Here is a 23,431-nt window from a genome sequence, read left to right as displayed (position 1 = left end):
GGAGGCTGTATAGTTTCAACGAAGGCTTTCATAGATGGTTCGCCATGAATAAACAAGCGAACCGCACGCGCGTGGAGTACACGAGATGTTTCTAATAGGTGATTTTTCTAAGCTTAGCCGGGTGCCGGTGAAGACGCTGCGTTATTACGACGAGATCGGTCTGTTTAAGCCTATGAAGGTGGACCACTTTACCGGTTACCGCTACTACTCGGCCAGCCAGCTACCGCGACTCAATCGTATTCTCGCGCTGCGCGATCTTGGGTTCACGTTGGAGCAAATCGCGCAACTCCTTGATGAGGAGCTTCCGCTCGCCCAGTTACAGGGTATGTTTCGCTTACGCCAGGCGGAACTTCAGCAGCAGCTCATTCAGGGGCGGCTACGTTTGATGCAGGTAGAAGCGCGGCTGAGACAGATCGAACAGGAGAACACAATGCCAACATACGATGTTGTGGTCAAGCAGATTGCGCCTTTACTTGTCGCCTCTATCCGCACGGTCATCCCTGGCTATGATGAGGTGGGACCGCTCTTTGACGAACTTGATAGCTACCTGCAGCGCTCTAATAACGAGGGCCTGGATCTTGCGCTCTGGCACGACGAGGGCTATAAAGAGCGCGACATAGATGCCGAGGCTGCTGTCACGCTGAAACAGCGTATTGCGGAGACTGAGCGCATTAAAGTACACGAGCTGCCCGCGGCGACCGTCGCCAGCCTGGTGCATCACGGCGCATACAATACGATTGGCCAGGCCTATGATACTCTACTCAAATGGATTGAGGTTAACGGATACGAGATTGACGGTCCTAACCGCGAGCTCTACTTACATTGTGGAGAGCCCGTGCGTCAGGATGATGCCAGCTATATAACCGAGATCCAGTTTCCCATCAGTAAAGCCTAGCCATCAGTAATTAGTAGTGCTTCCCGCTTACACGTTCCTTAGCCTGTAAGTGGAGATAGAAAGCTTCAGCGCTGGCGCGCCTGCAGAAATGCCTCGATCTCAGCCGGTCGTGGAGGATTGGCGCCGGCCCGCGTACAATTGAGCGCCGCCGCCGCTGAAGCCCGCAGCAAGAGAGCTTCTACATCCTCGTCCGCAAGCTCTTGCAAGGCCTCGCGCCTTACGATTCCCAGCTGCGCACAACGCGCCAGCAATCCGGCACAGAAGGCATCCCCGGCACCCACAGTATCTACAACATCTACGGCAAAGCCCGGTACACGCATAGGCGCCCCCTGAGAACGGAGGGCCAGTGCGCCCTCAGCGCCACAGGTCACTATCACCAGTGCGGGACCATACGCACTAAGTTCCACCAGCGCCTCTTCATTTGTCTTGCCAGGCAGCAACCAGGCTAGATCTGCATCGCTGAGCTTAAGCATGTCAACCAGGGCAAAGAGGTGCTGCAGTAGAGCCCTATAGCTGGCTTCATCCTCAATAATCGTGGGACGAATATTTGGATCAAGCGAGAGCAAGGCTTTCCCTTTGAGCCGCTCTACGGCTACTAGAGCTGCCTGCGGCGTTGTGCCACGCATCAGACTGAATGAACCGGTATGAAAAATTGCAGTCTCCTCGAACAAGGCAGCAGAAATATCGGCGGGCGTGAGCAGGGCGTCAGCCGCTCCCTCACCGTAAAAATTGAAGGAGGGATGGCCATCTTCCATCGTCACAAAGGCCAGCGTGCTGCGTCCCGGCGCAATCGCCAGGAAGCGCGAATCAACTCCCTCGGCCACAATATAGTCGCGCAAGAAGCGGCCAAAATAATCATCAGCAACCTTACAGACAAAGGCCGCTGGCTGATCCAAACGCGCAATTCCCACAGCGATATTTAAGGGCGCGCCAGCCGGGTGCATCCGAAAATCGTGGGCGTTACCATTTGGAACTGGCAGGAAATCGATAAGGCATTCGCCCATGCAAGTTACCAATGTTCTCATACTCCAATGTCTCCCAGCTTTCTTTCTTATTCTAGGGCAAAGCTAACATAAGGATCGGGTTCCAGATCGAGTGCGCGTAGATAGCCATAGGAGAAAAACATCAACGTCCAGGAAGCCATCTGCCTGGGCGAGCAAGGCATCTCATTTTCCAGCCACCAGGAGATAGCATTGATAAATAAGCTGGCCGCGAGGGAGATTGCCGCTTCTTGTGGTAGAGCATTTGGCTTTGCGTGCTGCTCCGTGCTCTGTTTACGCAAGCGCAGTAGCTCTCTCTCGTTGATTACCTCGACTACCCAATCGCGCAACCGGGCCGCAAACCAGGGGCTTCCATTGTGGCCCAGCAAAGCACGATAGAGCTTGGCATGCCTGGAGATACGTTCAAACATTTTTACCCAGGCCTCCGCCGGCTTTTCAGGGTTAATCCTTTTTGGCCCTCCGGGGGAGGTGCCTAGCTCACGCAGAAGTGCGCCTACTTCATCAGTAAAGATCTTCTCGACTAGATCATACTTATCTTGATAGTGGCGATAGAATGTAGCTCGGTTGACCATGGCCCGCGCAGAAATATCGCCAACAGTAATCTCATCAAAGCGCTTCTCAGCTATCAGCTCGATGAAGGCATCGCGAAGCAGTTTATGGCTTCGCTTCACGCGCAAATCAGTTTGCTCTTGCGACATTTTTTCCTCTTTGTTGCATAAACAACAGGCTACAATTGTTGTCACTTGCCCCTGATCTATCTCCGGCTTACACTTCTCTATAGTAACAGATTGTTGAGTATACGACAACCTGTCGCATAACTAGCTACTGAACGTCATAGGACCCTTTTTGACGATTTGACAATGAAGAGAGAAAAAAGGAGAGTAGAATATGCTTCAACCGCAAGCTTACGATTTTATCGACCAGAAGGTCTTAGGTAATCCACATCCATTCTATGCTCAATTACGCGCTTCGCGGCCGCTCTATCCTTACATGCTTCAGGGTGAGCAGCGAGCCTGGATCGTCACGAATTATGCTCTCGGCCAGGATATTCTCAAAGATCCGCGCTTTGTGAAAGATCAACGGCACACCTTAAACGGGCAGGAGCAGCAAAAGCCACGCCCCCGTGACGCAGAATTGCTTAGCCCTCTGCTGAATAGCCTCATCTCTATGGACCCGCCAGATCATACTCGGATGCGCCATCTGATCTCTAAAGCCTTCACTCCGCGCATGATCGAACAGCTGCGCCCACGCATTCAGCAAATCACCGACGAGTTACTTGATGCGCTTGAGCCGAGAGGCGCAATTGACTTGATTAGTGATTTTGCCTTCCCGCTCCCGATCACAGTCATTTCAGAAATGCTAGGCATTCCCAGCGAAGACCGCCAGCAGATTCGCTCCTGGTCCAGCATGCTTAACACGGGATTGGACCCTTCAGCAGGCCCCTTTGACGTCTCGGCAGAGACGATCAACCTCATCAATTATCTTAGGACATTTACCGTACACAAGCGCCTTCATCCCGGCGACGATCTTACGAGCAGCCTGGCTCAGGTAGAGGAGGGAGGTGACAAGATCAGCGAAAACGAACTGACCTCTATGCTCTGGCTCCTCATCTTCGCCGGGCACGAGACAACTGTAAATCTTATTGGCAATGGCACCTTAGCCCTCTTGCAACATCCCGAGCAGATGCGCATGTTACAGCGTGATCTCTCTCTTGTTCCCTCAGCTGTCGAAGAGTTCCTGCGCTACACGGCTCCGGTCACCACTACGCCTCCACGCTGGGCCAGCGAGGATATAGTTATAGGGGAGAAAGCATCAAGCGAGGCGAGTTGGTCTTCGTCTCTCTGGTCGGTGCCGATACCGATCCAGAGCAATTCGCAGAGCCAGAGAGGCTGGATATCACCCGTGCGGAGAACAGGCATATCGCCTTTGGCAAGGGCATTCATTACTGTCTTGGCGCTCCGTTGGCTCGCCTGGAGGCTCAGATCGCCTTTACAAGCTTACTGCAACGCCTGCCCAATCTGCGCCTGGCCGTTAAGTTTGAGGAGCTGACCTGGCGGCCGCATATCTCCTTGCGCAGCCTCAGCAGCTTGCCCGTAACCTTCTAGCCCTTACCAACCAGGATGTCTTGGAGCAGACTACATGCTATAGTCACACAGAGCATGAAGCTACCTAAAGATATTCTGGTTCCTCATGCAGTTTAACATGGACATTACATCACAGCAATAAATCAACCGAATCTCCCCACAAAGTGTTTATATGCTATACTAACGCTGTCCCATTTACTTCAATTAGTGTAGGAGGAGAAAGACAGCATGGAAGGCACAACTCCCTCGCCCGAAACCCGTTACCCTATCGATGCCGAGAATGTGGCAGAGATGGCCCGTCTCACGCGCCAGGCGCGCATATTTACCTCGACTATGGGACTCTTACCTCCCGGGGTTCAGCTGCGCTCCGGCCAGTGCATCCTTGACCTCGGTAGTGGGCCAGGCGAATGGTCACTCGAACTCGCCAGGTCTCAGCGCAGCATAGAGATCGTCGGAATCGATATTTCTGAGGTTATGACGCAGTATGCCCAATCAATCGCCAAAGAAGAAGGTTTGCAGCATCTCCACTTTTGCACCATGAATGCCACCGGACCTCTATCCTTCCCCAACGCCAGCTTTGATCTTATTCACGCGCGTTTGATAGGAGGGTTTCTTTCGCCAACGCTCTGGCCCGCCCTCCTCAAAGAATGCATACGCGTGCTTAAACCAGGAGGCCTGCTGGTGGGTACAGAAATCGACGATATGGGCAGTTCAAACAGCCCTTCCCTGACGCGCCTGGTAAGCCTGGCGATGCGGGCCTTCCATCAGACTGGCTACTGCTTTACTGCAGAGGGCGATCATAATGGTCTTGTTGCCGTATATCCCTCTTTGCTCAAAGAAGCTGGCTTTAGCGCTATTCGTCACGAGGCTTTTCTATTTAATTATTCTTTCGGAGAGAGCACACACCAGGAATCAGTGCTGGATTGGTCAATCGCCTTTCGCCTGCTCATCCCATTTCTTGCCCGCGTCACAGGCGAAACGGAGCAAGCACTTGAAGCGTTGCGCCAGAGGGCAATAGAGGAAATGCAATCCCCACAATTCTGCGCCTGCTCGTTCGTGGCGCGCTTCTGGGCCAGCAAAGCATAGCCTCATGCTAATCACAGCTTGCGAGCCAGGCAACATGGCTATAAGAAATCCCTATGCGTGTCAAATGAGGAAAACAAAGTGGACCGGCAAGGGCTTGCCTGGTCCACATCTAAGCGCCTAACGTTTGCTGGGCGTATACTGACCGGGAACGTCGCGGAAGCTAATGCCAAAGCGGTTCCAGGCATTAATGGTTGCAATGGCCAGCGTGAGGTTAGCCAGCTCCTCTTCGCTGAAATGTCTACGCACCTCCTCAAAAACTTCGCTAGGCACATGATCAATTGAGATCAAGGTAAGCTTTTCTGTCCAGAGCAGGGCCGCACGCTCACGCTCGCTAAAGAAAGGTGTCTCCCGCCAGACGGGCAGAGCATAGATACGCTGCTCGCTCTCGCCACCTGCGCGCAAATCAAGGCTATGCATATCTACGCAGTAGGCACAGCCATTGATCTGCGAGGCGCGCAGCCTTACCAGATCCAGTAAAGCAGCATCAAGGCCACAATTCGCAAGATACTTTTCTAATCCGTTCATAGCTTTCATAGCTCCAGGCGCGGCCTTTGCATAATCCATTCTGGCTTCCATCTCAAAACTCCTTTTTGTTTTTGCGGCATATTTCTCATTTGTAGGGCTATAATAGCACAAGAATGGCTCTGTTAACAGAGCCATTTCCTCCAACTTAGGCAGGACCATTTTGGCAAAACTGGCTTTGGCGGCCAGGGGAGAAGTGAGAGATGAGAAGCTTCCCCGACTTTAGCAGTCTCACATATTTTATTTTCTAGACCGTAAGGCGTTTAACTGGTGCTGGCCGGTCGTTAGAGCGCTCTCGGGTAAGCAGAGGGCAAGCGCTAGTCAGGCGTCAATCTGAAAAAAGCGTGCGGAACTCTGCGCCTGCTAGCTCAGCGCTGCTCATCTTCGTATAGGTACCATGCTCGCGTAGCTCCTGAGCAATTGCGCGCAGATGCCCGAGTATAGAGCGCATCACGCCGCCAGCCAGACTTACGCGAGCAACTCCCAGGCGCTCCAGTTCCGGCAAAGTCGGCCCCGACGAACTGCCCATAATATTTACTGGTCCATTAATGGCCTTGACCAGGTTGGCAATGAGCTCTTGATCGAAATAGCCGATGGGATATACGCAATCGGCTCCCGCCTGTAGATAGGCATTGGCCCGCTGCACTGTGTGGGCAAAGCGCCCTTCAGGCTCACCGATGCCCAGCAAAAGCACATCGGTACGCGCATTAATCACAAATGGTACATCCAGCGTAGTAGCCAGCTCGCGCAAGGCCTGAATGAGCTCTACCTGATAAGCAATATCAAGCAAGGCCTTTTGTCCCTGCTTAGGCGAATCTTCAATATTGATGCCAACGACCCCGGCCGAAATGACCTCCTTGACAGTCTGCACAACCTCGGCAATTGAATTGCCGAAGCCCGCCTCAATATCCGCAGTGACTGGCCCCTCGACGACACGAGTGATGCGCGCCAGCGCCTCAATGAGCAACTCACGGCTAAGGTGCTGACCATCGCTATAGCCCAGGGCAGCGGCCAGGCCAGAGCTAGTTGTGGCAATGGCTGGAAAGCCAGCCTGTTCTATAATACGCGCGCTGGCCGCATCCCAGATGTTGGGAAGAACGAGCATCTCAGGCCCGCGATGCAGCTGGCGAAAATAGGTAGCCTTCTCTTTTTGGCTTCTGGAACCCATATTACAATCCCTTCTATTGGCACGAGCTCAAATCTAATTGGTAGTTGCCGGTACCGCATGTACTGAGGATCTAAGAGGCATGAGCAAGCTTAGAAGATGGCTCACAGCCTCTTTTCTTATCACTATAGAACGCTGGCGGATCTATGGCAAGAGCCACTTTTTGTTATCCCGACCGGACCACTTATCCTCCATTGCCAAAGAATTGGTATCCTTTAGATACCTAGAGCACTTTTTAGTGCCTTCTTGCCAGAAATGCCATACTCCCGTAAAGTAACTCTTGAGAGCATAAAAAATCTGTACCGGCCGCCAGATAGCTTACCACTTTCAGTCAGATTGAATTATGACTATAAGAAGTTCTCAGAAAGGTTGGAAGAACAAAAATGGGAGAAATAGCAAGCCCAAAGCAGGCCCAGGGACCACGCAGCCAGCTCCTACAGGGGCATGTAGCTCTGATCACTGGCGCGAGCAGGGGCATAGGCGCGGCCACCGCACGCCTGTTTGCTCAGCATGGCGCGGCCGTAGGCGTCAATTATAATGCCAGCGCCGCCAGAGCTCAGGAAGTCGTCGCTTCTATCAAAGCGCATGGAGGGCGCGCTATAGCCGTGCAAGCCAGCGTTGACGATGCGCAGCAGATTGAGGCTATGGTACGGCAGGTTGAGCAAGAGTTGGGCCCGCTTGATACTCTTGTCATGAATGCGATAGCCGGCAACAGGACTCTCGATACAAGCAACGAGGAACGCAGCCAGGCCCTCTTTGTACCTTTTCTAGAGTCAAATTGGCAGCTCTATCAACAGATGGTGTTGCGCACGCTGGCCGGCGTTTACCTTCCCGCGCGGATCGTGGCACCCCTAATGGTTGAGCGCAAACGCGGCAACCTGATCGCTGTAAGCAGCCTGGCCGCACGCACAACCTCCGAACGCAGCAGCGCCCTGGCCTCCGGCAAGGCCGGCATTGACGCCTTGATGAAGGTGCTGGCCCGCGAGTTAGGTCCGCATGGCGTGCGGGTTAACGTCGTGGCGCCGGGTGCAGTTGAAACCGAGGCCTCGGCACCGATAATTCAAGGCCGCAAGGAGATAATTAGCCAGAGCCTGCCCTTACGCCGCATCGCCCAACCCGAAGATATTGCTGGCGCGATTCTCCTGCTGGCCCTCGATGAGGCTGGCTACCTCACCGGCAACTATCTATCCGCTGGCGGCGGCAGCTACATGCCCTGATGGCCTCACCTCAGCAGGACATCTTGAGTGTAGAGGCAGGAAGCAGAGTAAACTAGCCTACTGCTAAGCAGGCATTGCATCAGCTTTATACAGCCCTGAGCAAGTTACAACCTGGCTTGTTCAGGGCCTGGTCCATCAGATCTGTATCTCTGGCTGAAGACCCTGACTTTTATGCAATTTGCGCACAGTCAGGCCCAGGCTATACTTATCGCCACAATAGAGCGACTCTACATGCTCGAAAGGGCGGCGATTCTTGTCAAAGGTAAGGCGTCTAATGCGCAATAGAGCCGCCCCGACATCCACCTTCAATAGCTGCGCCTCTTCGGGTCCGGCCAGCATTGCCTCTACGACTTCCTGCGCGTGGTCTGGCACCAAACCATATTCGCGCTCAAGAATCTCATAAAGCGAGGTTTTGTCGAGATCACCGTGCTGCTCTAAGCCTGGACAGAGCGCGGCTGGCAAGATAGCGGTCTCCAGAGCCATAGGAATCTCATTGGCCAGGCGCAAACGCTTCACAATTACGGCGCCCTCGTGAGGCGCGATCCCTAACAGGCGCCTTTGTTCAGAATTGGGAAAGGCCAGCATCTGTTGCAGGACAACCGAGCCCGGAACCAGGCCGCGCTGCCGCATATCGTCGCTAAAGCTGGAGAGACCACGAAAATTCTTGCGAATCAACAATTGCTGGGCGACAAACGTCCCTGATCCTCGTCGGCGTATTAGCAAGCCAGCCTCTTCTAGCTCGGACAGGGCCTGGCGCACGGTCAAACGGCTGCATCCATACTGCTCGCTCAAAGCGCGCTCCGAGGGCAAGCGCGACCCCGGCTCCCAGCGTCCTGCCGCCAGATCGGTGGCCAGACGATCCCGCAGCCGGGTATAAAGCGGTTCGCCCTCGCCACTTAACGGCTCAGGCCCCCGATGATTAATCATCATACCTCTCTTCTCTCCTCCTATCATTTGTCCCCGGCACGATACCCGCTCCCTCCTTCCCTACCAGGCTAAGCGGTAGGCAAACACGGGACCCGCAAGACTGACGAGCATCACTATCAGGCAGACCCGGGATTCTCCAGCTTACCCATAAAGCTCCAGGCGACTCTTCCTATTTTACCGCACCGAGGGTCATTCCTCGCACTAGAGGTTTCTGCACAAGTAGACAAAAGATAAGGATCGGAATCATCACCAGCGTGCCCGCAGCCGTCAGCGGTCCCCACTGGGTTCCCTGGAAGGTCATAAAGGAAGTAATGCCAACTGGCAAAGTACTGCTATGGTTCCCTGACAAGATCAGCGCAAACAAGAACTCATTCCAGGACTGGATAATACACAGAATGGCAGTTGCCGCCAGGCCGGAACGGATCAAGGGCAACATCACGTGCAAGAACGCCCCAAACTCGCCCTCGCCATCCACAAGGGCTGCCTCGCGAATCTCATCAGGCACATCCTCAAAGAAGGTCGAAAGAATCCAGACCGTAAAGGGCAGCTCCATCGTAATATAGGTCACGATCAGGGCCGGCAGCGAGTTCAGCACATGAATATGAAAGAAGATAAGATACAGCGGGAAAAGCAGCATAAGCGGCGGCGCTATGCGCGATCCCAACACAAAGAGGGCAAGATCATCGCGACCCTTAAAGCGCATCTTGGCCAGCGCATAGGCCGCCGGAGCTCCGATAAGCAGCGAGAGCCCGCTCGAAACTATCGCCACCACCACGCTATGCCAGGCATAACCAAGAAAATCGGCATTGCCCAGCACCTGCACATAATTATCAAGGATCGGCTTAAAAATGAGCACCGGCGGCATGGCAAACGCATCTTTATAGTTTTTGAGCGAAGTCAATAACAGCCAGACCGGCGGAAACAAAAAGAAGACAAGCACGACGATCACAGCTAGCCAGAACAGCACGCGTCGCACGGCTCGTGCATAGGCTGGTTGGCGTACCGACATCTGCATAATCTATTCTCCCTCTCCTACGCGCCCTTCTTAGCAGGCGAGAAGGCGCTATGCTCCTTCTTCAACTTGCTTCACAAAGACAAACTTGCGTACAAGCGTCGTCACTACAATCGTGAGCACAATTGTGAAAACCAAAGCGAAGGCCGTCGCATAGCTCACATCAAAGTAATTGAAGCCCTGAATATAGGCATAGAGATTGGCAGTCTCTGTGGCCAGACCAGGCCCGCCCTGCGTCATCACATAGATCGTATCAAACGTCTTCAGGCAATCAATGGTACGCAGGATCAAGGCCACGGCAAGCGTGCGCCGCAGCAGGGGCAGCGTGACATAGATAAAGGCCTGCCATTTCGAGGCTCCATCGATGTAAGCAGCCTCGAAGGGCTCCTGTGGCAGCGATTCCAAGCCTGCCATGGTGATCAGGATCACAAATGGCGTCCACTGCCAGACATCAGTCACGATCAGAGCGCCCAGGGCGGTATGAATATTGCCCAGCCAATCATGCTGGCTGCCCAGACCGATTTGTCCCAGCACATAATTGATAATGCCTGCGCTGGGATCGTAAAAGATGCGCCAGAGCAGCCCTACAACAACCGGCGTCATGACGATAGGGATCAGGAGCAGCCCGCGCACCAGCGCACGACCCCGGAAATCGCGATTGAGCAACAGCGAAATGGCCAGCCCGAGCACCACCTCAAGCACGATTGCCCCCACTGTATAAAACAGGGTAATCAGCAAGGAATGCCAGGCCCGCTCGTCCTGCGCCAGGCGCACGAAATTGAGCAGCCAGACCATCCGATCATTGCTTGGATCGAGCAGGTTGAGCGAGCGCATGCTCATGAAGATAGCATAGAAAAAGGGGAAGATGCCGATGAGCGCCAGCACAAGAACAGCCGGCAGCACAAAGTAATAAGGCACCCGCGCCCTGGCCTTGCGCCGGTTATGATAGTCGGGTGGCGGACTCACAAACGCTGATCGCTCCTCTACTGAAGCAGAAGCCGATGGGGTAAAAGCCATAGCATATGTCTCCTTTTGCTCATCTCAACAACCAGGCGGAAGCATCAACGCCATTTTCAGCCTCCCAGCAATTGATTGCACTGCCGCGCGGCTGAAGCGAGCGCAGCATCCGGCTTTTGCGCACCGACCAGCGCCTGAGCAATAGCGATACCAGCATAATTAATGATCTGGTTTGACTGCGGAATCTGGGGCAGATAATTACTATTGCCACGCGCCAATGAGGCTAGCATGGTCTCGCGGAAAGCTCCATAGCGATCTTTAAAGGTCTGGCTATCGATGGCCGCCAGGGCCGTCACCCCTGAATCCGGGCTGATCTGCATGCGCTGAAGTTGCACCTGCTTGGAGGTGGCCCAGGACATAAACAGCCAGGCGGCCTCGGGATGGGTGCTGAACTTTGAGAGATAGAGCCCGTGTACCTCAAGCGAAGAGGGGCTGCCGACAGGATCGGCTACGGCAGTTGGCACGGGCGCATAACCCACTTTGCCAACAATCGAGGATTGCGCAGGATCTTCATTGTAGGCGCCATTGACAGTGGCATCGATGGTCATGGCAGCTTTGCCCTGCTGGAAGAGCAAGCGATTCTCCTGCCAGCCAAAGTTAGCTACACCCGGCGGCCCATAACGATTGAGCAGATCAGTGTAGAACTTAAGCGCCTTCAGCGCCTGTTGACTATCAAGGGCTACGTGATTGCCCTGCAACCATTGGCCGCCAAAGGCCCAAAGAAAAGCTGACCAGACATAGACATTTTGAATGCCTTGCTGTCCACGCAGGGTAATACCATAGACCTTGCCATCAGTTGCGCTATAGATCTTCTGGGCCGCCGCTTCAAGCTCGTTCATCGTCTTCGGCACCGCAATATGATACTTTTCAAACAAATCTTTGCGGTACATCAAAAACGTGCTTTCACCGTAGACAGGTAAACCATACAACTGCTTATCATACCGTGGCATTTGAATATACGGCGCATAAAAGTCCTGCTCATGGTAATAGCTGCTCAGCTTCTGCGCGTAAGGCGCAAGCGGTACAATATAGCCGGCTTTGGCATAAGCCAGGCCATGAATCCAGTCGTCAAATACCACATCATACTGATCGCTACCCTGGCTAAAGCCCAGAAGCGCCTTTGAAGTCAGGTTATCATAAGGCACAATATCCAGATTTACCTTGATGCCTGTCGTCTTCTCAAACTCTGGCAATAGCTGCCGAATCGCATCGCTGCTTGTATGCTGTTCCATGAGCACATTGACGGTCTGGCCGGCAAAGGGCTTATCGGGCGTCCCATGAACCATAGGAGCCGTACCACAGGCCGCACAAAGCAGCATGACGCCTGTGAGGAGCGCGACAGTAACTCGTTTCAACATAGCTTCCGTCCCCCTTCCAGATATACCCAGTCTTGCTGGCAACTGGCACGACAATTAAGCGAGTTAGAGCAGCCTTACTCAGGGCTGCTGGGCTCGTTTCTCAGTTGCCAGGCGCACAACTTCACCCGTACGCGCCGATTCTTCGATAGCTACGGCAACCTCTACGGCGCGGTATGCCTCGCGGGCCGAAACAGGGCTGGGACGACCTTCCTTAATGGCGAGAATGAACTCGGCCAATTCTTCTTTGAGAATACCGATGAAACGCCCGTTAAGCTGGGTTCCGTAGCTGATATCTGGATAGGTGAGTTGTCCATGCTTGAAGACGCGCAAACCCTGGTTGTGAATATCCACATAGATGGCGCCCTGGGTTCCCATCACTTCAAGGCGAGCATCGATGCCTGAGACAAACTGCTCGGGCAGCACCCACGAAACCTCTAAGGCCCCAACGGCTCCAGAGGTGAAACGCAAGGTAGCCATGATCGTATCGGCAACGCCTAGATCTTTGAGGAGATTGCTAGTTGCGGAAGCATAAACCGTCTCGACGCTGCTTTCCATAAGCCAGAGCATGACGTCAATGTCATGCACACCCAGGAACATTGCTACCGATGTGCGGCCTCGTAAGCGGCGCGCATTGGTGAGCAGGTTATTGCGGCGCGCGTAAAGATGGATGAGGTCACCGATATTGCCCTCGGCAACTTCTTGCCTGGTGAGATAATAGCGGGGATCAAAACGCAGGACGTGGCCAACCATAAAGACCTGTGGGCTCTGCTCGGCGCGCCGCACAAGCTCCCGACCCTCGGTGAGATCAACTGTCAGAGGCTTCTCAAGCAGAATATGCTTGCCAGCATTGAGGGCTTGCACGGTGCTCTCATAATGCAGGTTATCAGGAGTGCAGATACTCACGGCCTCGATTTCTGGCGCGGCCAGGAGTGCTTCAAGACTGGGAAAAGCTTGCGTGCCTAGACGTTGGGCAATAGTGCTGGCCAGGGCACTATTGATATCATAAATACCAATAAGACGTACATCAGGTAATTGAGCATAGATATTTGCATGACTCAATCCCATTTCACCCAGACCAATCACGCCAATCCCAATTTGTTTCATGTCTCTTCTCCTTATTGCTGATAACGTCGCAGTTACCACGGGGCGCAAGGCCAGGAATTATTGCGTCAGGGGCAATAAATAAATCGGCGCTTTTACTCCTCCTGACGCCACAGCTTACAATGCCGATCCTGCTCCGAGTACATTCTCAAGACAGAACCATTCTCAATTTGGTACGTACCACTTTTTAGGAAATATATACCAGCATTTCGAGAATGTCAAGGCAAAAATTTCCCTTGACTTCGAGTGCACTCCAAATTCTATACTTTGAGCATGGAAGAACTACTTACAATTCAAGAGGCAGCGGCGCGCACAGGCTTAAGCGTGCATACGCTGCGCTACTATGAACGTGTTGGCCTGATTGATCCGGTGAATCGCGCCATGAGCGGCCATCGTCGCTATACTGCCGATGATCTCTTCTGGATCGAGTTCCTGCAGTGTTTGCGCAATACAGGCATGCCTATTCGCCAAATGCAAATCTTTGCCGACCTACGGCGTCAGGGCGCGCCCGCGGCTACAGAGCTAGCTCTGCTGGAGACTCATAAGCGCCAGGTGCGCCAACGCATCAAGGAATTGGAAGAGCGCCTTGCGGCGATTGAGAGGAAGAGTCAGCGCGTCCGCAAGCGGTTGCTAACAGAGCAGAGCAGAATCACACCCAACATTATTGTACTACAGAGCAATTAAAGGACCTGTCGCGCTATCGCTAGAAGGATGAGCTCCGCTATAGCAGGTTCAAGAGTAGGCCTGTTCTCTATGATCTGGTCATGCTGACAGCAGTACGTCAGTGTTATTTGTTCTGGTTTGATTATAGAGAGCTTGAAGATCGCCCGTCCAAAAACAGCGCACGGGCCATTTTAGTAATGAATTCATCTTGCAGGGTCTGAAAGAAGGAGGATATATGGTAGATACGTCTGGTCGACAGGTTGAGATGCGTTATACGCTGCCTCTGATCGCCATTTGTACTGGTTACTTTATGACCATTCTTGATTTAACCGTTGTAAACGTTGCTCTTGTCAATATCAAGCAACAATTGGGAGCAGATGTTACCGGGCTTCAGTGGATTGTGGATGGTTATTCTCTCGTCTTCGCCAGTTTTTTGCTCACGGGAGGCGCACTTGGCGATAGGCTAGGAGGAAGACGAGTCTTTTTAGGCGGGGTCACGCTCTTTACCCTTGCCTCAACACTGTGCGGAGCCGCTCCTAGCCTGTTCGTCTTGCAAATAGCGCGCGCTTTCCAGGGATTGGGCGCGGCCCTGCTTGTTCCGACAACGCTAGCTCTTATAAATACAACTTTTCCCGAAGCCCGGGCAAGGGGACGAGCAATCGGTATCTGGGCGGCTGTGGCAACTATCGCCGCTGTCTCCGGGCCTATTCTTGGCGGCTTGCTGGTAAACGCTCTGAGCTGGCGTAGTGTCTTTCTGCTCAATCTGCCTATCGGAATACTCTGCTTTTTGCTGACATACCGCTTTGTGGCTCCGGGAACTTCTCAGGGAGGACGCAGCCTTGATCTAACAGGCCAACTCACAAGCATAGCCACGCTCGCCTTATTAACCTTTGCCTTGATTGAAGGCAGTGCTCTGGGCATAAGTTCGCCCTCTATACTCGTGGCCTACGCAGGATGTATCCTCTTCCTGCTGCTGTTTCTCTGGCGCGAACAGAGGGCTAGCTCACCCATGTTTCCGCTCAAGATGCTGCACGAGCGCACCTTTTCAGCGGCGAATATAGTTGCCGTCTGCCAGACCTTCACATTCTATAGCTCACTCTTTATCTTGAGCCTCTTCTTGCAGCAAGTGAGACATTATAGCGCTTCGGCTACCGGTTTCGCCCTCATTCCCGAATTTGGCTTCGCGCTTCTGGCAACGCTGATCGCGGGAAAGCTCCTGAGCAGAATTGGGGCCAAAGGCGTGATGCTCTGCGGGCTGCTGATCAGCATACCAGCCTGCCTGGGCTTCTGGCTTATTGACGCCAAGAGCAGCTACCCACTGATTGCATGTATGCTCGCCCTGCTTGGCTTCGGGCTTTCGCTCGTCTTACCAGCAATGACTGAAGCTGCCATCTCCCACGCGCCGAAAGAGCAGTCAGGAATAGCCTCGGGTATCCTCAATGCCAGCCGGCAGGTTGGTGGTGTTCTGGGCGTGGCGATCCTGGGCGCGCTAGTAGGCAAGCCACAAACGTTTATCGCTGATATGCACATTGCCTTTATTATTGCCGGAGGAGTCGTGGCGCTCGGCTTCATAGTCGCTCTATGCTTTGTTGCTGAGCGCCGAACCGACTAGCGCACCCCTGCGGTTCGCCACGAGTTATCCAACGCGGCGCTAGTGAGTGCGCTCATCGGCCAGCCGAATCGCAATCTGGGTTTGCCAGTTTGCCGGATTCGGCTCTTCAGCCGGATTGGTAAGCGAGAACTCGACCCGCGAACCGAAGGCCTCGCCGTTCTCAGCCTCCCACTGATCCCATCTCAAAGCGTGTTGCGCTCCCCAATCCAACAGCGCCTTATTCGCGGCAAGACCATTCTCTACTCCTGTAAATACGAGCGAGGCATACCGCCCACCCGGCAGAATACTAGCTTTGACACGCTCATCACCAGCCAGGATGCTGGCAATGGGAACGCCAGCCTCGATATCCATCTTTGCCGCCATATTGATAACATGGTAGCGAATAAAGGGAGCTCCAGCCGGCGCTATTCCTCGCTTTTCTAGCCAGGCAAATACTTCTCCAAACAGCTGCGGTATGGCTGGTCCAAATTCCTGCATACTGATCTGTGTTCTAAGGCCCATATAAGGCTGAGCACTACGCTCCTCTAGCTTTGCTTCGCCAATCAAGATCCATCTCGCTTTCTTCTCAAGCCGCGTTGTTGAGAAATAGCAGCTGAGCGCCTGGGCACTCTTCACAGCAAATAACCGCCTTAGTATAACAAGATAGCTAAACATAAAACTTCTTGAATCTTGCGCTACGTGCTGCTGGCAGGTCCATCATCTTGATATAAACGCGGCGCTATAGCCTGCAGCGAGAATAGGATATTGTAGCCATATCGTACATTTGTTCCTGAGCAATGCTATAATCAAGTATATTATTTCAAGATAAAAGATCTGCAATGTATCAGATATAGCGGGAGGATTTGATGATCTATATTGCGCTTTTGCGCGGCATCAACGTTGGTGGCCACATGGTTAAAATGGAGCGCCTGCGTGAGTTGTTTAAAGAATTGGGCTTTACAAACGTACGAAGCTATATTCAAAGCGGAAACGTGTTCTTCGAAACTGAGGAAACTGATCGCGAGCTACTGGTTGCGCGGATTGAGCACCATCTCTACGAGGCGCTGGGCTTTGCGGTGCCCGTGTTCTTGCGCACCATTCCCGAGCTTGAAGAGCTTGGAGCCAGCGACGCCTTTCAACATCTTACCGTTACATCTGATATGCGTCTATGCGTTGTATTCACGAAAAGTGCGATCCCTGAAACGCTGGCTCTGCCTCTACGCTCACCCAAAAACGATATGGAAGTTATCAGCACAACCGATCACGAAGCATTTATGGTCTGGTATATTATCAATGGCCGGCCACCAGTTTCTTACGTCTTCAAAGAGCTTGGCACGGTTACGACCACGCGCTTCTTCCATACGCTGGCTAAGATTCTGCAGGCGGCCCGGAAAGCTTAGCCTTCCCACTATCTTACTGTGCCCAATTTTAGAGAGCAACAGAGAGCGGTGGCCAGGAATACAGTGGTACTCTTTTTCGGCAGTAGAAAGCTCAGCACGAGAAAAGCAGTAATTCTCTCGTGCTTCAGCGCTGCTCTATCTGATTGTAAGCCAAGCTCGCAAGCTTAGCCTACCTTGCGGCTGGATGGACCCTGTTCAGGCTGTTCACTCTCGGTGTTGAGGCCAAAGGAAATAATGCGCGTTGGCGTAATGCGCACAATCTCGGGTGCCAATTGGGGCATAATCTCTTTGCCGCCTTCCGACAGTCCCTCTACAGTCCCGCGAATCTCAAGCATGCGCGGCTGCCAGGGCGGTAAGACATCATCGACAACAAAGGCCGCACGACCATAGCGAATCGCGTCGCGATACTTTTTTGTTGAGCCCATATGAAATCCGCCAATATCGATGCTATCATGCTCGGGATTATAACGAAAACCTACGGGCACCACATGGGGCTCGCCGTTGGCGCCGACCGTGGCCAAGCGGCCAAGGCGTTGATCTTGCAGATAGGCTATCTCTTCAGGAGTAAACTTGCTCATCGTTAGCCCTTTCTCATCTAGACTATACTTTTTCATAGTGGGCTTTTCTAGCCCTTAAACTATTCCTATTTTAAACAAAGGGCAAGTCTAGCGCTCTGTCCCAATGGGCGATTCCCAGGCTGTCAGAACTGATAGTTCTTTCTACTGTCAAAACTAACAGTTCGTCCTCAACCCGGGCTCGCCCTACCTGATATCATAGCAAGATCATGGTGTGGTTAAAGCAGGCGAAGCAAGGCCGCCATTACCTGCTCAAGAGGGAGACTGGTATCAATCTCGTAATCGGCAGCGCGTCGCAAGCGCGGCTCGACGCTTTCCACCAAACGCAGTACGCGAGCGACCTCGCCGGGCTGTTTGCCGTACTGATTGGTGGTCCTGCTACGCAATCTTTCTACGATGATCGAGGCTGGCGCACTCAGCAAGACGATAAGATCGAACCTGGGAAAGAACTGCGGCATATTCTCCGCGCAACCGCTCACGAACAGCACCTCGGCGTCCTCAGTGGACAAGAGATGGTGCATGCGCTCCTCTCGCCACACCCAATCCCTGTTCCCATCTACTGGCGTGACTTCAGCCCCCATAGGATCTTTAACTTCTATCCATTGGGAGAGCTCGTCACAGTCGGCATCCACAGCCTTGTATCCGCGCGCAGCCAACGCGCGGATGAGCGTCGATTTGCCAGTCCCAGACATTCCCGTTAAAAGAATTCGCTTCATGAGACCATCCCTCACACTAACAGTAAGATAGGTCAACCTGACCAAACGATGATAGCATAGATAGTATTCTTGTTGTCGTCTGAATCTTATCCTACTCGTAATACGCGGGGAGCTTTTTGAGCGTCTGCCATTGCTGGCCATCGTGCCCGAAGACCGTCAGCGCCACGTGCTCGTGCTCCGCCACCTCAAGCAACTTGATTGTGCTAGCTCGCGCCTCCGCCTCATCTTCATCCAGCAGCTCTTTCTCGCGGTCGGGCCTGAAAGAGTGCTGCCAGAGAATCGCGTCAATCGCCAGTAGGACCTTCCCCATTCGCGGCAGTTGCAGCAATACCGATTGATGTCCGCTTGTATGGCCGCTGGTCTTGAGCACCTTCAAGCCTGGAAGCAGTTCAGTGTCACCATCCAATAAGCGATAGCGCAGAGCTGAATGGTCCCACTGTTGACGCGTGGACGCAAAGCGCGGATGGCCACTACATGCAATCTCATATTCAGCACGCTGCAAAATCAGTTCCGCATTGGTAAATTGAGAATGATAGCCGGTATGGTCGACGTCAAGATGGGTACAGATCAACATATCAATAGAAGCAGGCTGCAAACCGAGCATGGCCAGTTGCTCCACAACATTCTTGCCATGTTGGGCCGGCGGCATTCCCGGCGGCGAGACAAAATCCGCAGGTATCCCGCTATCGATAAGAATATGTTTGCCGTCTCTGGTCTCCAATAGATAGCAGGGAATGGGTAGCCCAGCAGGTGGTATGGGTAATGTGGCAACCTCCATAAGATAGAGACGTTGTAGGGCAGAATGTTCGGTAAAGCTCTCCTGTTGCGCCCCATTTCGATTATCTTGCATGAAAAAGTTCTCCTCTCGCAAGGCGTTTTCCCCGCCTGATATTTGTAGTACAATTGTGGAGAATGCAACTAATTCACAAGTTAGAGATGTGTCTGGTCAGCTTATGTCTGGTGCATCACATGCTTAGAGTATGCGGCAGACAGCAGGGTTTAACAATTCCCGAGGCAAGACTAGTTTAAAATGTACCACCTTAAGGAGCCGCGCATGAGCGATGAGTCACGCAGAGCCGAGCTGGCTCATTTTCTTCGCATACGCCGCAAGCAACTCTCTCCATCCCAGTTCCGCTTACCCGCAGGGCCCAGAAAAAGGCGCACACCAGGACTGAGGCGCGAAGAGCTGGCGTCGCTGGCCGGGATCAGCCCAACCTGGTATACCAAGCTGGAGCAAGGACAGGAGATTCAAGTCTCGGCGCAAGTCCTGGATAGTCTGGCCCAAGCCCTACAGCTAAGCGAGGATGAGCGTACCTATCTCTACGTGCTGGCCCGCGAACAGCTTCCACTCCCCGTGCAGAAGTATGCGGAGCACATCAGTGCAGATCTGCAAGCCATGCTTGACGCGCTAAGTCCTCACCCGGCTTTTATAATGAATACGCGCTGGGATATCGTCGGCTGGAATCGGGCTGCTGCGCTGGTCTTTATCGACTTTGACACGCTTTCGGCCTGGGAGCGCAACTTTGTCTGGATTATGTTTACCCGCGCCGAGCAGCGTGACCTCTTTCTCCATTGGGAATATTGGGCCAGGGAAACGCTGGCCCTGTTCCGTGCCAGCATCGGACGCGATATCGGCGAGCCCTGGTTTATTGGGCGGCGGGACCATTTGATGCAGGCCAGCCCCGAATTTTGCCAGTGGTGGGAAGCTCACGAAGTGAGCGAGGCCCATATGGGCCACAAAGAGCTCATGCACCCACAGATCGGCTTGCTTAAATTGCAATCAACAGCACTACTGGTAGCCGATGATCCCAACCTGAAGCTGTGCGTCTATACTCCGCTCCCCCAAACCGACACGGCGCAAAAGCTGATAAGGCTCGTTCAGCCCAGGCAAGAGGCATACCATTGAAATTGGCGATTCTCTTGCCACAACAATGTAAAAAATTCTTTAGCCTCCAGTTCATCAAATCAGGTGATCATAAGCACGAACTCAACTTATGCATACATTGTCTGCAGCGCTTCCAGGTGAGCTTTTACAACCGGCCACTCGCTTTCAATGACGCTATATATGACCGAATGGAGATACAAGCCATCAGCCATGACTCTATGGTTGCGCAGGATTCCCTCTCTCGTCGCTCCCAGCCGTTCGATCGCCCGCTGCGATTGGAGATTCTGGTGATGGGTCTTGAGTTGGACACGAATCGCGCCCAATGCCTCAAAAGCGTGGCGCAGGAGGAGATACTTACATTCGGTATTGATCCCGCTTCGCTGAACTGCAGGTGTCACCCATGTCCAGCCGATTTCCACGCCGCGATTTGCTTGATCAATATTGCCAATCCGCGTCGATCCAACGACCCGACCATCCGCCAGCGCGATAATCGCAAAAGGGAGGGCGGTCCCCGCCTTGTAATCACGCAATGCCTCCGCGATATACTCCTCCATATCGCCTACTGAGTGCGGCCCCTTTCCGGACATATATCTCCACAATACTGGATCCTTTCCCACTTCATACAGGTCAGTTGCGTGCTCTATCTTCAACAGTTCCAATCGGACATAGCGTCCACTCAATGTAATTGGCTCAATTTTTCCCATAACAATCCTTTCTTCTCTTGATGCGTTTATAAGTGCCATTCTATCGCAGTTGCATAAGGGCTACAAGAATCGAAGAAAAGCCAACCAATTCTATCGGTTTCTCCTTCTGGATCACTTGAATGGAGTGAAGAAAGGATTGGGCAAGTTTGTTTTTTCTTCCTCTTTTCACAACAGGTCTAGTGAATCTGCAATAAGCAACGAACAGAAGCCTCCTGCCTCGCCCCTCATCAAAAATGGTACCCATATGAGAGTTTGTCATATCCTTCACCCGCATGCTGCGTCTATCCCCTTCTTCCCCGTGCACCATCTCAACTTCGCCGTAGGCCAATCTTATTTATATTGGCTTAATCAATATTATTGACTTTACAAATTTTATTACGTATACTCATATTATTATGGAAGGAGAAATAGAATGACCCATGAGGAACAAGTCCAGCAGGCTCATGCGCTCTTTCAGAGCCTTGTGCAAGCCGTGCTGGCACGTCTGACGCAGGATTGGGCTGACCGGGGTCTCAGTTTGCCCCAGATTCGCTTACTCCTGGTCCTGTTTCATATTGCGCCAGCGACCATCAACCAGATTGCTGAGCATTTGCATATTGGTCAATCTGCGACCAGCCTGCAAGTTGACCGCTTGGTGCAAGCCCACCTGGTCGAACGAACCGATGATCCCGCCGACCGTCGCCGGGCGCTTGTACGCCTAACCGAAGCAGGTGAGGCCTTGCTTGGCCGTCAGCGTCGGGGGCAACAGCGCTTACACGCTATTCTTAACGAAAAGGACGATACCCATCTGAGCTCAATTATAGACATCTTAACAGCCATCATCTCCCTTGCGGAGCATGAAGGTCTTTTTGAGGAGGGTTTCCATGACTGACCGCTCGCCAGTTCTCAGCGAGAATGAAGACATTGAAGCGCAGCACCCGCGCGGCTGGAGGCTCGCCGCCCTTGTTGGCGGCCTGTTACTCACGCTCGCGCTCTCCGCGCTTGACGCGACAATTGTTGGCACCGCGCTGCCGGCAATTGTCAAAGCCCTGCACGGTTTTGCAGAATACTCCTGGGTGGTGACCGCCTATCTACTCACCTCGACAACAGTAGTTCCCATAGTCGGTAAGCTCTCCGACCAGTTTGGGCGCAAAGGCTTCGTCTTGACAGGCATTGCGCTCTTTTTGCTCGGATCAGCGCTGGCCGGAACTGCTCAGAGCATGACCCAACTGATTCTCTTTCGTGGCCTGCAAGGGCTAGGGGCAGGTTTCATGCAGACGTTGGTCTTTACACTCATCGCCGACCTCTTCCCGCCTGCGGAGCGTGGACGCTGGCAAGGCCTTTTTGCCAGCATTCTCTCTCTAGTGCTGATTGTCGCTCCGGCTCTCGGCGGCTGGATAACTGACCATGAGGGCTGGCGCTGGGTCTTTTATATTAACATGCCGGTGGGTATCCTCGCCCTGCTCGTCCTCACAATCTGGCTGCCCTCCCGACTTTCGACCTCTCATAGAGCGTATAGTGGATGGAAGGCCTGGCGCCGCATTGATTTCGCCGGCGCATTGACTTCAGCTGTAGCAACCATCTGCCTCTTACTGGCCCTAACCTGGGCTGGTACTACTTACGCCTGGGGATCGCCACAGGTAATTGGGCTGCTTGGCGCGGCAACGATACTCTATCTCACCTTCTTCGCGATTGAGCGCAGAGTATCAGAGCCTTTGTTACCGCTCGATCTTTTCCGTAGCCAGATATTCAGCGCCAGTTCTTTACTGGCCCTCGTGCTTGGCATGATCATCTACGCCATGATCTTCTACCTGCCTTTGTTCATGCAGACGATACTTGGCCAGGCTGCCACGAATTCCGGCGCCAGCCTCGCCCCGCTCTTTCTCCCCATCGCCATAAGCGCAATCATTGGCGGCCAGTTGATTAGCAAAGTGGGCCGCTATCACCTTCTGGCGATCATTGGGGCACTGATCCTCCTGCTAGGACTCTTCTTACTAGTTCGTATGGACACCATGACAACACTCTTGACGGTTACTATTAATATGATTATCGTTGGCCTGGGCATAGGCGTACTTCAGCCCATTTACACGATTGCGGGCCAAAACGCCACTCCTGTAGAGCGCCTGGGCACCGGCACGGGAGCGATAAATTACTTGCGCGCGATGGGGTCGTTGCTGGGCACGGCTGTCTTAGGGGTATTGGCTACCGGTTCACATGCTACAGGCCTCTCTCTAGCCGCTCGCCAGGCCCTGGCACAGAACCTTGGGCATGTTTTTCTTGTTACGTTTGGCGTGGGGGTCGCGGCTCTCGTCATCACGCTTTTCCTCAAAGATATTCCATTGCGCAAACGCAGGCAAAGTACACCCACAGCCATCTCAGAGGAAAAAGTTCAGCAACCCCATATAAACGGAAGCTCACAATAATCGGTACCCTGTTGATTCTTTGTTTCCTTGCCTTCTCAGCTCAGCCACAGAACACATAGTACAGATAATCATAAATGCTTTCCGAGTTCTGGTGCAAGCTTGTGTTCAAG

The 23,431-nt window shown here is 53.2% G+C and carries 23 protein-coding genes and 1 pseudogene; 10 read left to right on the top strand and 14 right to left on the bottom strand.

What is annotated here, in order from left to right:
• The first annotated feature begins 85 nt into the window (after positions 1-85).
• Complete coding sequence (locus EPA93_RS07370) at positions 86-895, top strand: MerR family transcriptional regulator (protein ID WP_129886431.1); 810 nt, start codon at positions 86-88, stop codon at positions 893-895.
• Positions 896-960: 65 nt separating this feature from the next.
• On the opposite strand, the gene EPA93_RS07365 is transcribed toward EPA93_RS07370, so the two are convergent.
• Entirely contained in the window at positions 961-1,920 is a 960-nt protein-coding gene (locus tag EPA93_RS07365; protein WP_129886430.1) for a carbohydrate kinase family protein, read from the bottom strand.
• Between the two features lie 26 nt (positions 1,921-1,946).
• Entirely contained in the window at positions 1,947-2,594 is a 648-nt protein-coding gene (locus EPA93_RS07360) for a TetR/AcrR family transcriptional regulator (RefSeq protein WP_129886429.1), read from the bottom strand.
• Between the two features lie 190 nt (positions 2,595-2,784).
• On the opposite strand from EPA93_RS07360, the pseudogene EPA93_RS50710 reads away from it, so the two are divergent.
• Both EPA93_RS50710 and EPA93_RS07350 read left to right on the top strand, forming a co-directional pair.
• Positions 2,785-4,001 (top strand): annotated as a pseudogene (locus EPA93_RS50710) (cytochrome P450 family protein).
• A 207-nt stretch (positions 4,002-4,208) separates the two neighbouring features.
• Positions 4,209-5,066 carry a class I SAM-dependent methyltransferase gene (locus tag EPA93_RS07350; RefSeq protein WP_129886428.1) on the top strand — a complete coding sequence of 286 codons (858 nt, stop codon included), beginning with the start codon at positions 4,209-4,211 and terminating at the stop codon, positions 5,064-5,066.
• A 117-nt stretch (positions 5,067-5,183) separates the two neighbouring features.
• On the opposite strand, the gene EPA93_RS07345 is transcribed toward EPA93_RS07350, so the two are convergent.
• Both EPA93_RS07345 and EPA93_RS07340 read right to left on the bottom strand, forming a co-directional pair.
• A complete protein-coding gene (locus EPA93_RS07345) occupies positions 5,184-5,642 on the bottom strand; it encodes a carboxymuconolactone decarboxylase family protein (protein WP_129886427.1) in 459 nt (152 codons plus the stop codon).
• Between the two features lie 274 nt (positions 5,643-5,916).
• A complete protein-coding gene (locus tag EPA93_RS07340; RefSeq protein WP_129886426.1) occupies positions 5,917-6,756 on the bottom strand; it encodes an isocitrate lyase/PEP mutase family protein in 840 nt (279 codons plus the stop codon).
• Between the two features lie 380 nt (positions 6,757-7,136).
• On the opposite strand from EPA93_RS07340, the gene EPA93_RS07335 reads away from it, so the two are divergent.
• Positions 7,137-7,970 (top strand): SDR family NAD(P)-dependent oxidoreductase, encoded by an 834-nt coding sequence (locus tag EPA93_RS07335; RefSeq protein ID WP_129886425.1) that lies wholly within the window; start codon positions 7,137-7,139, stop codon positions 7,968-7,970.
• Positions 7,971-8,105: 135 nt separating this feature from the next.
• On the opposite strand, the gene EPA93_RS07330 is transcribed toward EPA93_RS07335, so the two are convergent.
• The 5 genes from EPA93_RS07330 to EPA93_RS07310 form a co-directional block, all read right to left on the bottom strand.
• Positions 8,106-8,900 (bottom strand): GntR family transcriptional regulator, encoded by a 795-nt coding sequence (locus EPA93_RS07330; RefSeq protein ID WP_165422942.1) that lies wholly within the window; start codon positions 8,898-8,900, stop codon positions 8,106-8,108.
• Between the two features lie 166 nt (positions 8,901-9,066).
• Positions 9,067-9,912 (bottom strand): carbohydrate ABC transporter permease, encoded by an 846-nt coding sequence (locus tag EPA93_RS07325; protein ID WP_207229474.1) that lies wholly within the window; start codon positions 9,910-9,912, stop codon positions 9,067-9,069.
• Positions 9,913-9,960: 48 nt separating this feature from the next.
• Positions 9,961-10,926, bottom strand: coding sequence for a carbohydrate ABC transporter permease (locus EPA93_RS07320; protein WP_129886423.1), 966 nt, complete (start codon positions 10,924-10,926; stop codon positions 9,961-9,963).
• 56 nt (positions 10,927-10,982) lie between these two features.
• A complete protein-coding gene (locus EPA93_RS07315) occupies positions 10,983-12,284 on the bottom strand; it encodes an ABC transporter substrate-binding protein (RefSeq protein WP_207229473.1) in 1,302 nt (433 codons plus the stop codon).
• A gap of 78 nt (positions 12,285-12,362) precedes the next feature.
• Positions 12,363-13,388 (bottom strand): Gfo/Idh/MocA family protein, encoded by a 1,026-nt coding sequence (locus EPA93_RS07310; RefSeq protein ID WP_129886422.1) that lies wholly within the window; start codon positions 13,386-13,388, stop codon positions 12,363-12,365.
• Between the two features lie 270 nt (positions 13,389-13,658).
• Here EPA93_RS07310 and EPA93_RS07305 point away from each other — a divergent pair, with 270 nt between their 5' ends.
• Together EPA93_RS07305 and EPA93_RS07300 are read left to right on the top strand one after the other, a co-directional pair.
• Positions 13,659-14,069, top strand: coding sequence for a MerR family transcriptional regulator (locus EPA93_RS07305; protein WP_129886421.1), 411 nt, complete (start codon positions 13,659-13,661; stop codon positions 14,067-14,069).
• A 214-nt stretch (positions 14,070-14,283) separates the two neighbouring features.
• Entirely contained in the window at positions 14,284-15,660 is a 1,377-nt protein-coding gene (locus EPA93_RS07300) for an MFS transporter (protein ID WP_129886420.1), read from the top strand.
• A 39-nt stretch (positions 15,661-15,699) separates the two neighbouring features.
• Here EPA93_RS07300 and EPA93_RS07295 read toward each other — a convergent pair whose 3' ends face one another.
• Positions 15,700-16,275 (bottom strand): GyrI-like domain-containing protein, encoded by a 576-nt coding sequence (locus EPA93_RS07295; protein ID WP_165422941.1) that lies wholly within the window; start codon positions 16,273-16,275, stop codon positions 15,700-15,702.
• Positions 16,276-16,505: 230 nt separating this feature from the next.
• On the opposite strand from EPA93_RS07295, the gene EPA93_RS07290 reads away from it, so the two are divergent.
• A complete protein-coding gene (locus EPA93_RS07290; protein WP_129886418.1) occupies positions 16,506-17,039 on the top strand; it encodes a DUF1697 domain-containing protein in 534 nt (177 codons plus the stop codon).
• Positions 17,040-17,203: 164 nt separating this feature from the next.
• Here EPA93_RS07290 and EPA93_RS07285 read toward each other — a convergent pair whose 3' ends face one another.
• The 3 genes from EPA93_RS07285 to EPA93_RS07275 all read right to left on the bottom strand — a co-directional run bounded on the left by EPA93_RS07285 (position 17,204) and on the right by EPA93_RS07275 (position 19,180).
• Positions 17,204-17,653 (bottom strand): PPOX class F420-dependent oxidoreductase, encoded by a 450-nt coding sequence (locus EPA93_RS07285; RefSeq protein ID WP_207229472.1) that lies wholly within the window; start codon positions 17,651-17,653, stop codon positions 17,204-17,206.
• Between the two features lie 179 nt (positions 17,654-17,832).
• On the bottom strand, positions 17,833-18,330 hold the full coding sequence (locus EPA93_RS07280) for an AAA family ATPase (protein ID WP_129886417.1): 498 nt from the start codon (positions 18,328-18,330) through the stop codon (positions 17,833-17,835).
• A gap of 91 nt (positions 18,331-18,421) precedes the next feature.
• The gene (locus tag EPA93_RS07275; RefSeq protein ID WP_129886416.1) at positions 18,422-19,180 is read right to left on the bottom strand and encodes an N-acyl homoserine lactonase family protein; all 759 of its coding nucleotides are present in this window, start codon (positions 19,178-19,180) and stop codon (positions 18,422-18,424) included.
• A 204-nt stretch (positions 19,181-19,384) separates the two neighbouring features.
• Between EPA93_RS07275 and EPA93_RS07270 the strand changes: the two genes are divergently transcribed.
• Complete coding sequence (locus EPA93_RS07270; protein ID WP_165422940.1) at positions 19,385-20,236, top strand: helix-turn-helix transcriptional regulator; 852 nt, start codon at positions 19,385-19,387, stop codon at positions 20,234-20,236.
• Between the two features lie 86 nt (positions 20,237-20,322).
• Here EPA93_RS07270 and EPA93_RS07265 read toward each other — a convergent pair whose 3' ends face one another.
• Positions 20,323-20,919 (bottom strand): GNAT family N-acetyltransferase, encoded by a 597-nt coding sequence (locus EPA93_RS07265; RefSeq protein WP_129886414.1) that lies wholly within the window; start codon positions 20,917-20,919, stop codon positions 20,323-20,325.
• 412 nt (positions 20,920-21,331) lie between these two features.
• Between EPA93_RS07265 and EPA93_RS07260 the strand changes: the two genes are divergently transcribed.
• On the top strand, positions 21,332-21,790 hold the full coding sequence (locus tag EPA93_RS07260; protein WP_129886413.1) for a MarR family winged helix-turn-helix transcriptional regulator: 459 nt from the start codon (positions 21,332-21,334) through the stop codon (positions 21,788-21,790).
• Positions 21,783-23,321: an MDR family MFS transporter gene (locus tag EPA93_RS07255; RefSeq protein WP_165422939.1), complete on the top strand. Its 1,539-nt coding sequence runs from the start codon at positions 21,783-21,785 to the stop codon at positions 23,319-23,321. Before EPA93_RS07260 ends, EPA93_RS07255 begins: the two co-directional genes overlap by 8 nt.
• The last annotated feature ends 110 nt before the right edge of the window (positions 23,322-23,431 follow it).

Origin of the sequence: Ktedonosporobacter rubrisoli, from assembly GCF_004208415.1 — a bacterium.
GTDB classification, from domain to species: domain Bacteria; phylum Chloroflexota; class Ktedonobacteria; order Ktedonobacterales; family Ktedonobacteraceae; genus Ktedonosporobacter; species Ktedonosporobacter rubrisoli.
The sequence above is the reverse complement of the archived record's forward strand: the minus strand, read 5'-3'. Positions and strand labels throughout refer to the sequence as shown.

Coding starts and splice junctions, on each gene's coding strand:
- EPA93_RS07370 (WP_129886431.1), top strand. CDS start 86: ATGTTTCTAATAGGTGATTTTTCTAAGCTTAGCCGGGTGCCGGTGAAG.
- EPA93_RS07365 (WP_129886430.1), bottom strand. CDS start 1,920: ATGAGAACATTGGTAACTTGCATGGGCGAATGCCTTATCGATTTCCTG.
- EPA93_RS07360 (WP_129886429.1), bottom strand. CDS start 2,594: ATGTCGCAAGAGCAAACTGATTTGCGCGTGAAGCGAAGCCATAAACTG.
- EPA93_RS07350 (WP_129886428.1), top strand. CDS start 4,209: ATGGAAGGCACAACTCCCTCGCCCGAAACCCGTTACCCTATCGATGCC.
- EPA93_RS07345 (WP_129886427.1), bottom strand. CDS start 5,642: ATGGAAGCCAGAATGGATTATGCAAAGGCCGCGCCTGGAGCTATGAAA.
- EPA93_RS07340 (WP_129886426.1), bottom strand. CDS start 6,756: ATGGGTTCCAGAAGCCAAAAAGAGAAGGCTACCTATTTTCGCCAGCTG.
- EPA93_RS07335 (WP_129886425.1), top strand. CDS start 7,137: ATGGGAGAAATAGCAAGCCCAAAGCAGGCCCAGGGACCACGCAGCCAG.
- EPA93_RS07330 (WP_165422942.1), bottom strand. CDS start 8,900: ATGATGATTAATCATCGGGGGCCTGAGCCGTTAAGTGGCGAGGGCGAA.
- EPA93_RS07325 (WP_207229474.1), bottom strand. CDS start 9,912: ATGCAGATGTCGGTACGCCAACCAGCCTATGCACGAGCCGTGCGACGC.
- EPA93_RS07320 (WP_129886423.1), bottom strand. CDS start 10,926: ATGGCTTTTACCCCATCGGCTTCTGCTTCAGTAGAGGAGCGATCAGCG.
- EPA93_RS07315 (WP_207229473.1), bottom strand. CDS start 12,284: ATGTTGAAACGAGTTACTGTCGCGCTCCTCACAGGCGTCATGCTGCTT.
- EPA93_RS07310 (WP_129886422.1), bottom strand. CDS start 13,388: ATGAAACAAATTGGGATTGGCGTGATTGGTCTGGGTGAAATGGGATTG.
- EPA93_RS07305 (WP_129886421.1), top strand. CDS start 13,659: ATGGAAGAACTACTTACAATTCAAGAGGCAGCGGCGCGCACAGGCTTA.
- EPA93_RS07300 (WP_129886420.1), top strand. CDS start 14,284: ATGGTAGATACGTCTGGTCGACAGGTTGAGATGCGTTATACGCTGCCT.
- EPA93_RS07290 (WP_129886418.1), top strand. CDS start 16,506: ATGATCTATATTGCGCTTTTGCGCGGCATCAACGTTGGTGGCCACATG.
- EPA93_RS07285 (WP_207229472.1), bottom strand. CDS start 17,653: ATGAAAAAGTATAGTCTAGATGAGAAAGGGCTAACGATGAGCAAGTTT.
- EPA93_RS07280 (WP_129886417.1), bottom strand. CDS start 18,330: ATGAAGCGAATTCTTTTAACGGGAATGTCTGGGACTGGCAAATCGACG.
- EPA93_RS07275 (WP_129886416.1), bottom strand. CDS start 19,180: ATGCAAGATAATCGAAATGGGGCGCAACAGGAGAGCTTTACCGAACAT.
- EPA93_RS07270 (WP_165422940.1), top strand. CDS start 19,385: ATGAGCGATGAGTCACGCAGAGCCGAGCTGGCTCATTTTCTTCGCATA.
- EPA93_RS07265 (WP_129886414.1), bottom strand. CDS start 20,919: ATGGGAAAAATTGAGCCAATTACATTGAGTGGACGCTATGTCCGATTG.
- EPA93_RS07260 (WP_129886413.1), top strand. CDS start 21,332: ATGACCCATGAGGAACAAGTCCAGCAGGCTCATGCGCTCTTTCAGAGC.
- EPA93_RS07255 (WP_165422939.1), top strand. CDS start 21,783: ATGACTGACCGCTCGCCAGTTCTCAGCGAGAATGAAGACATTGAAGCG.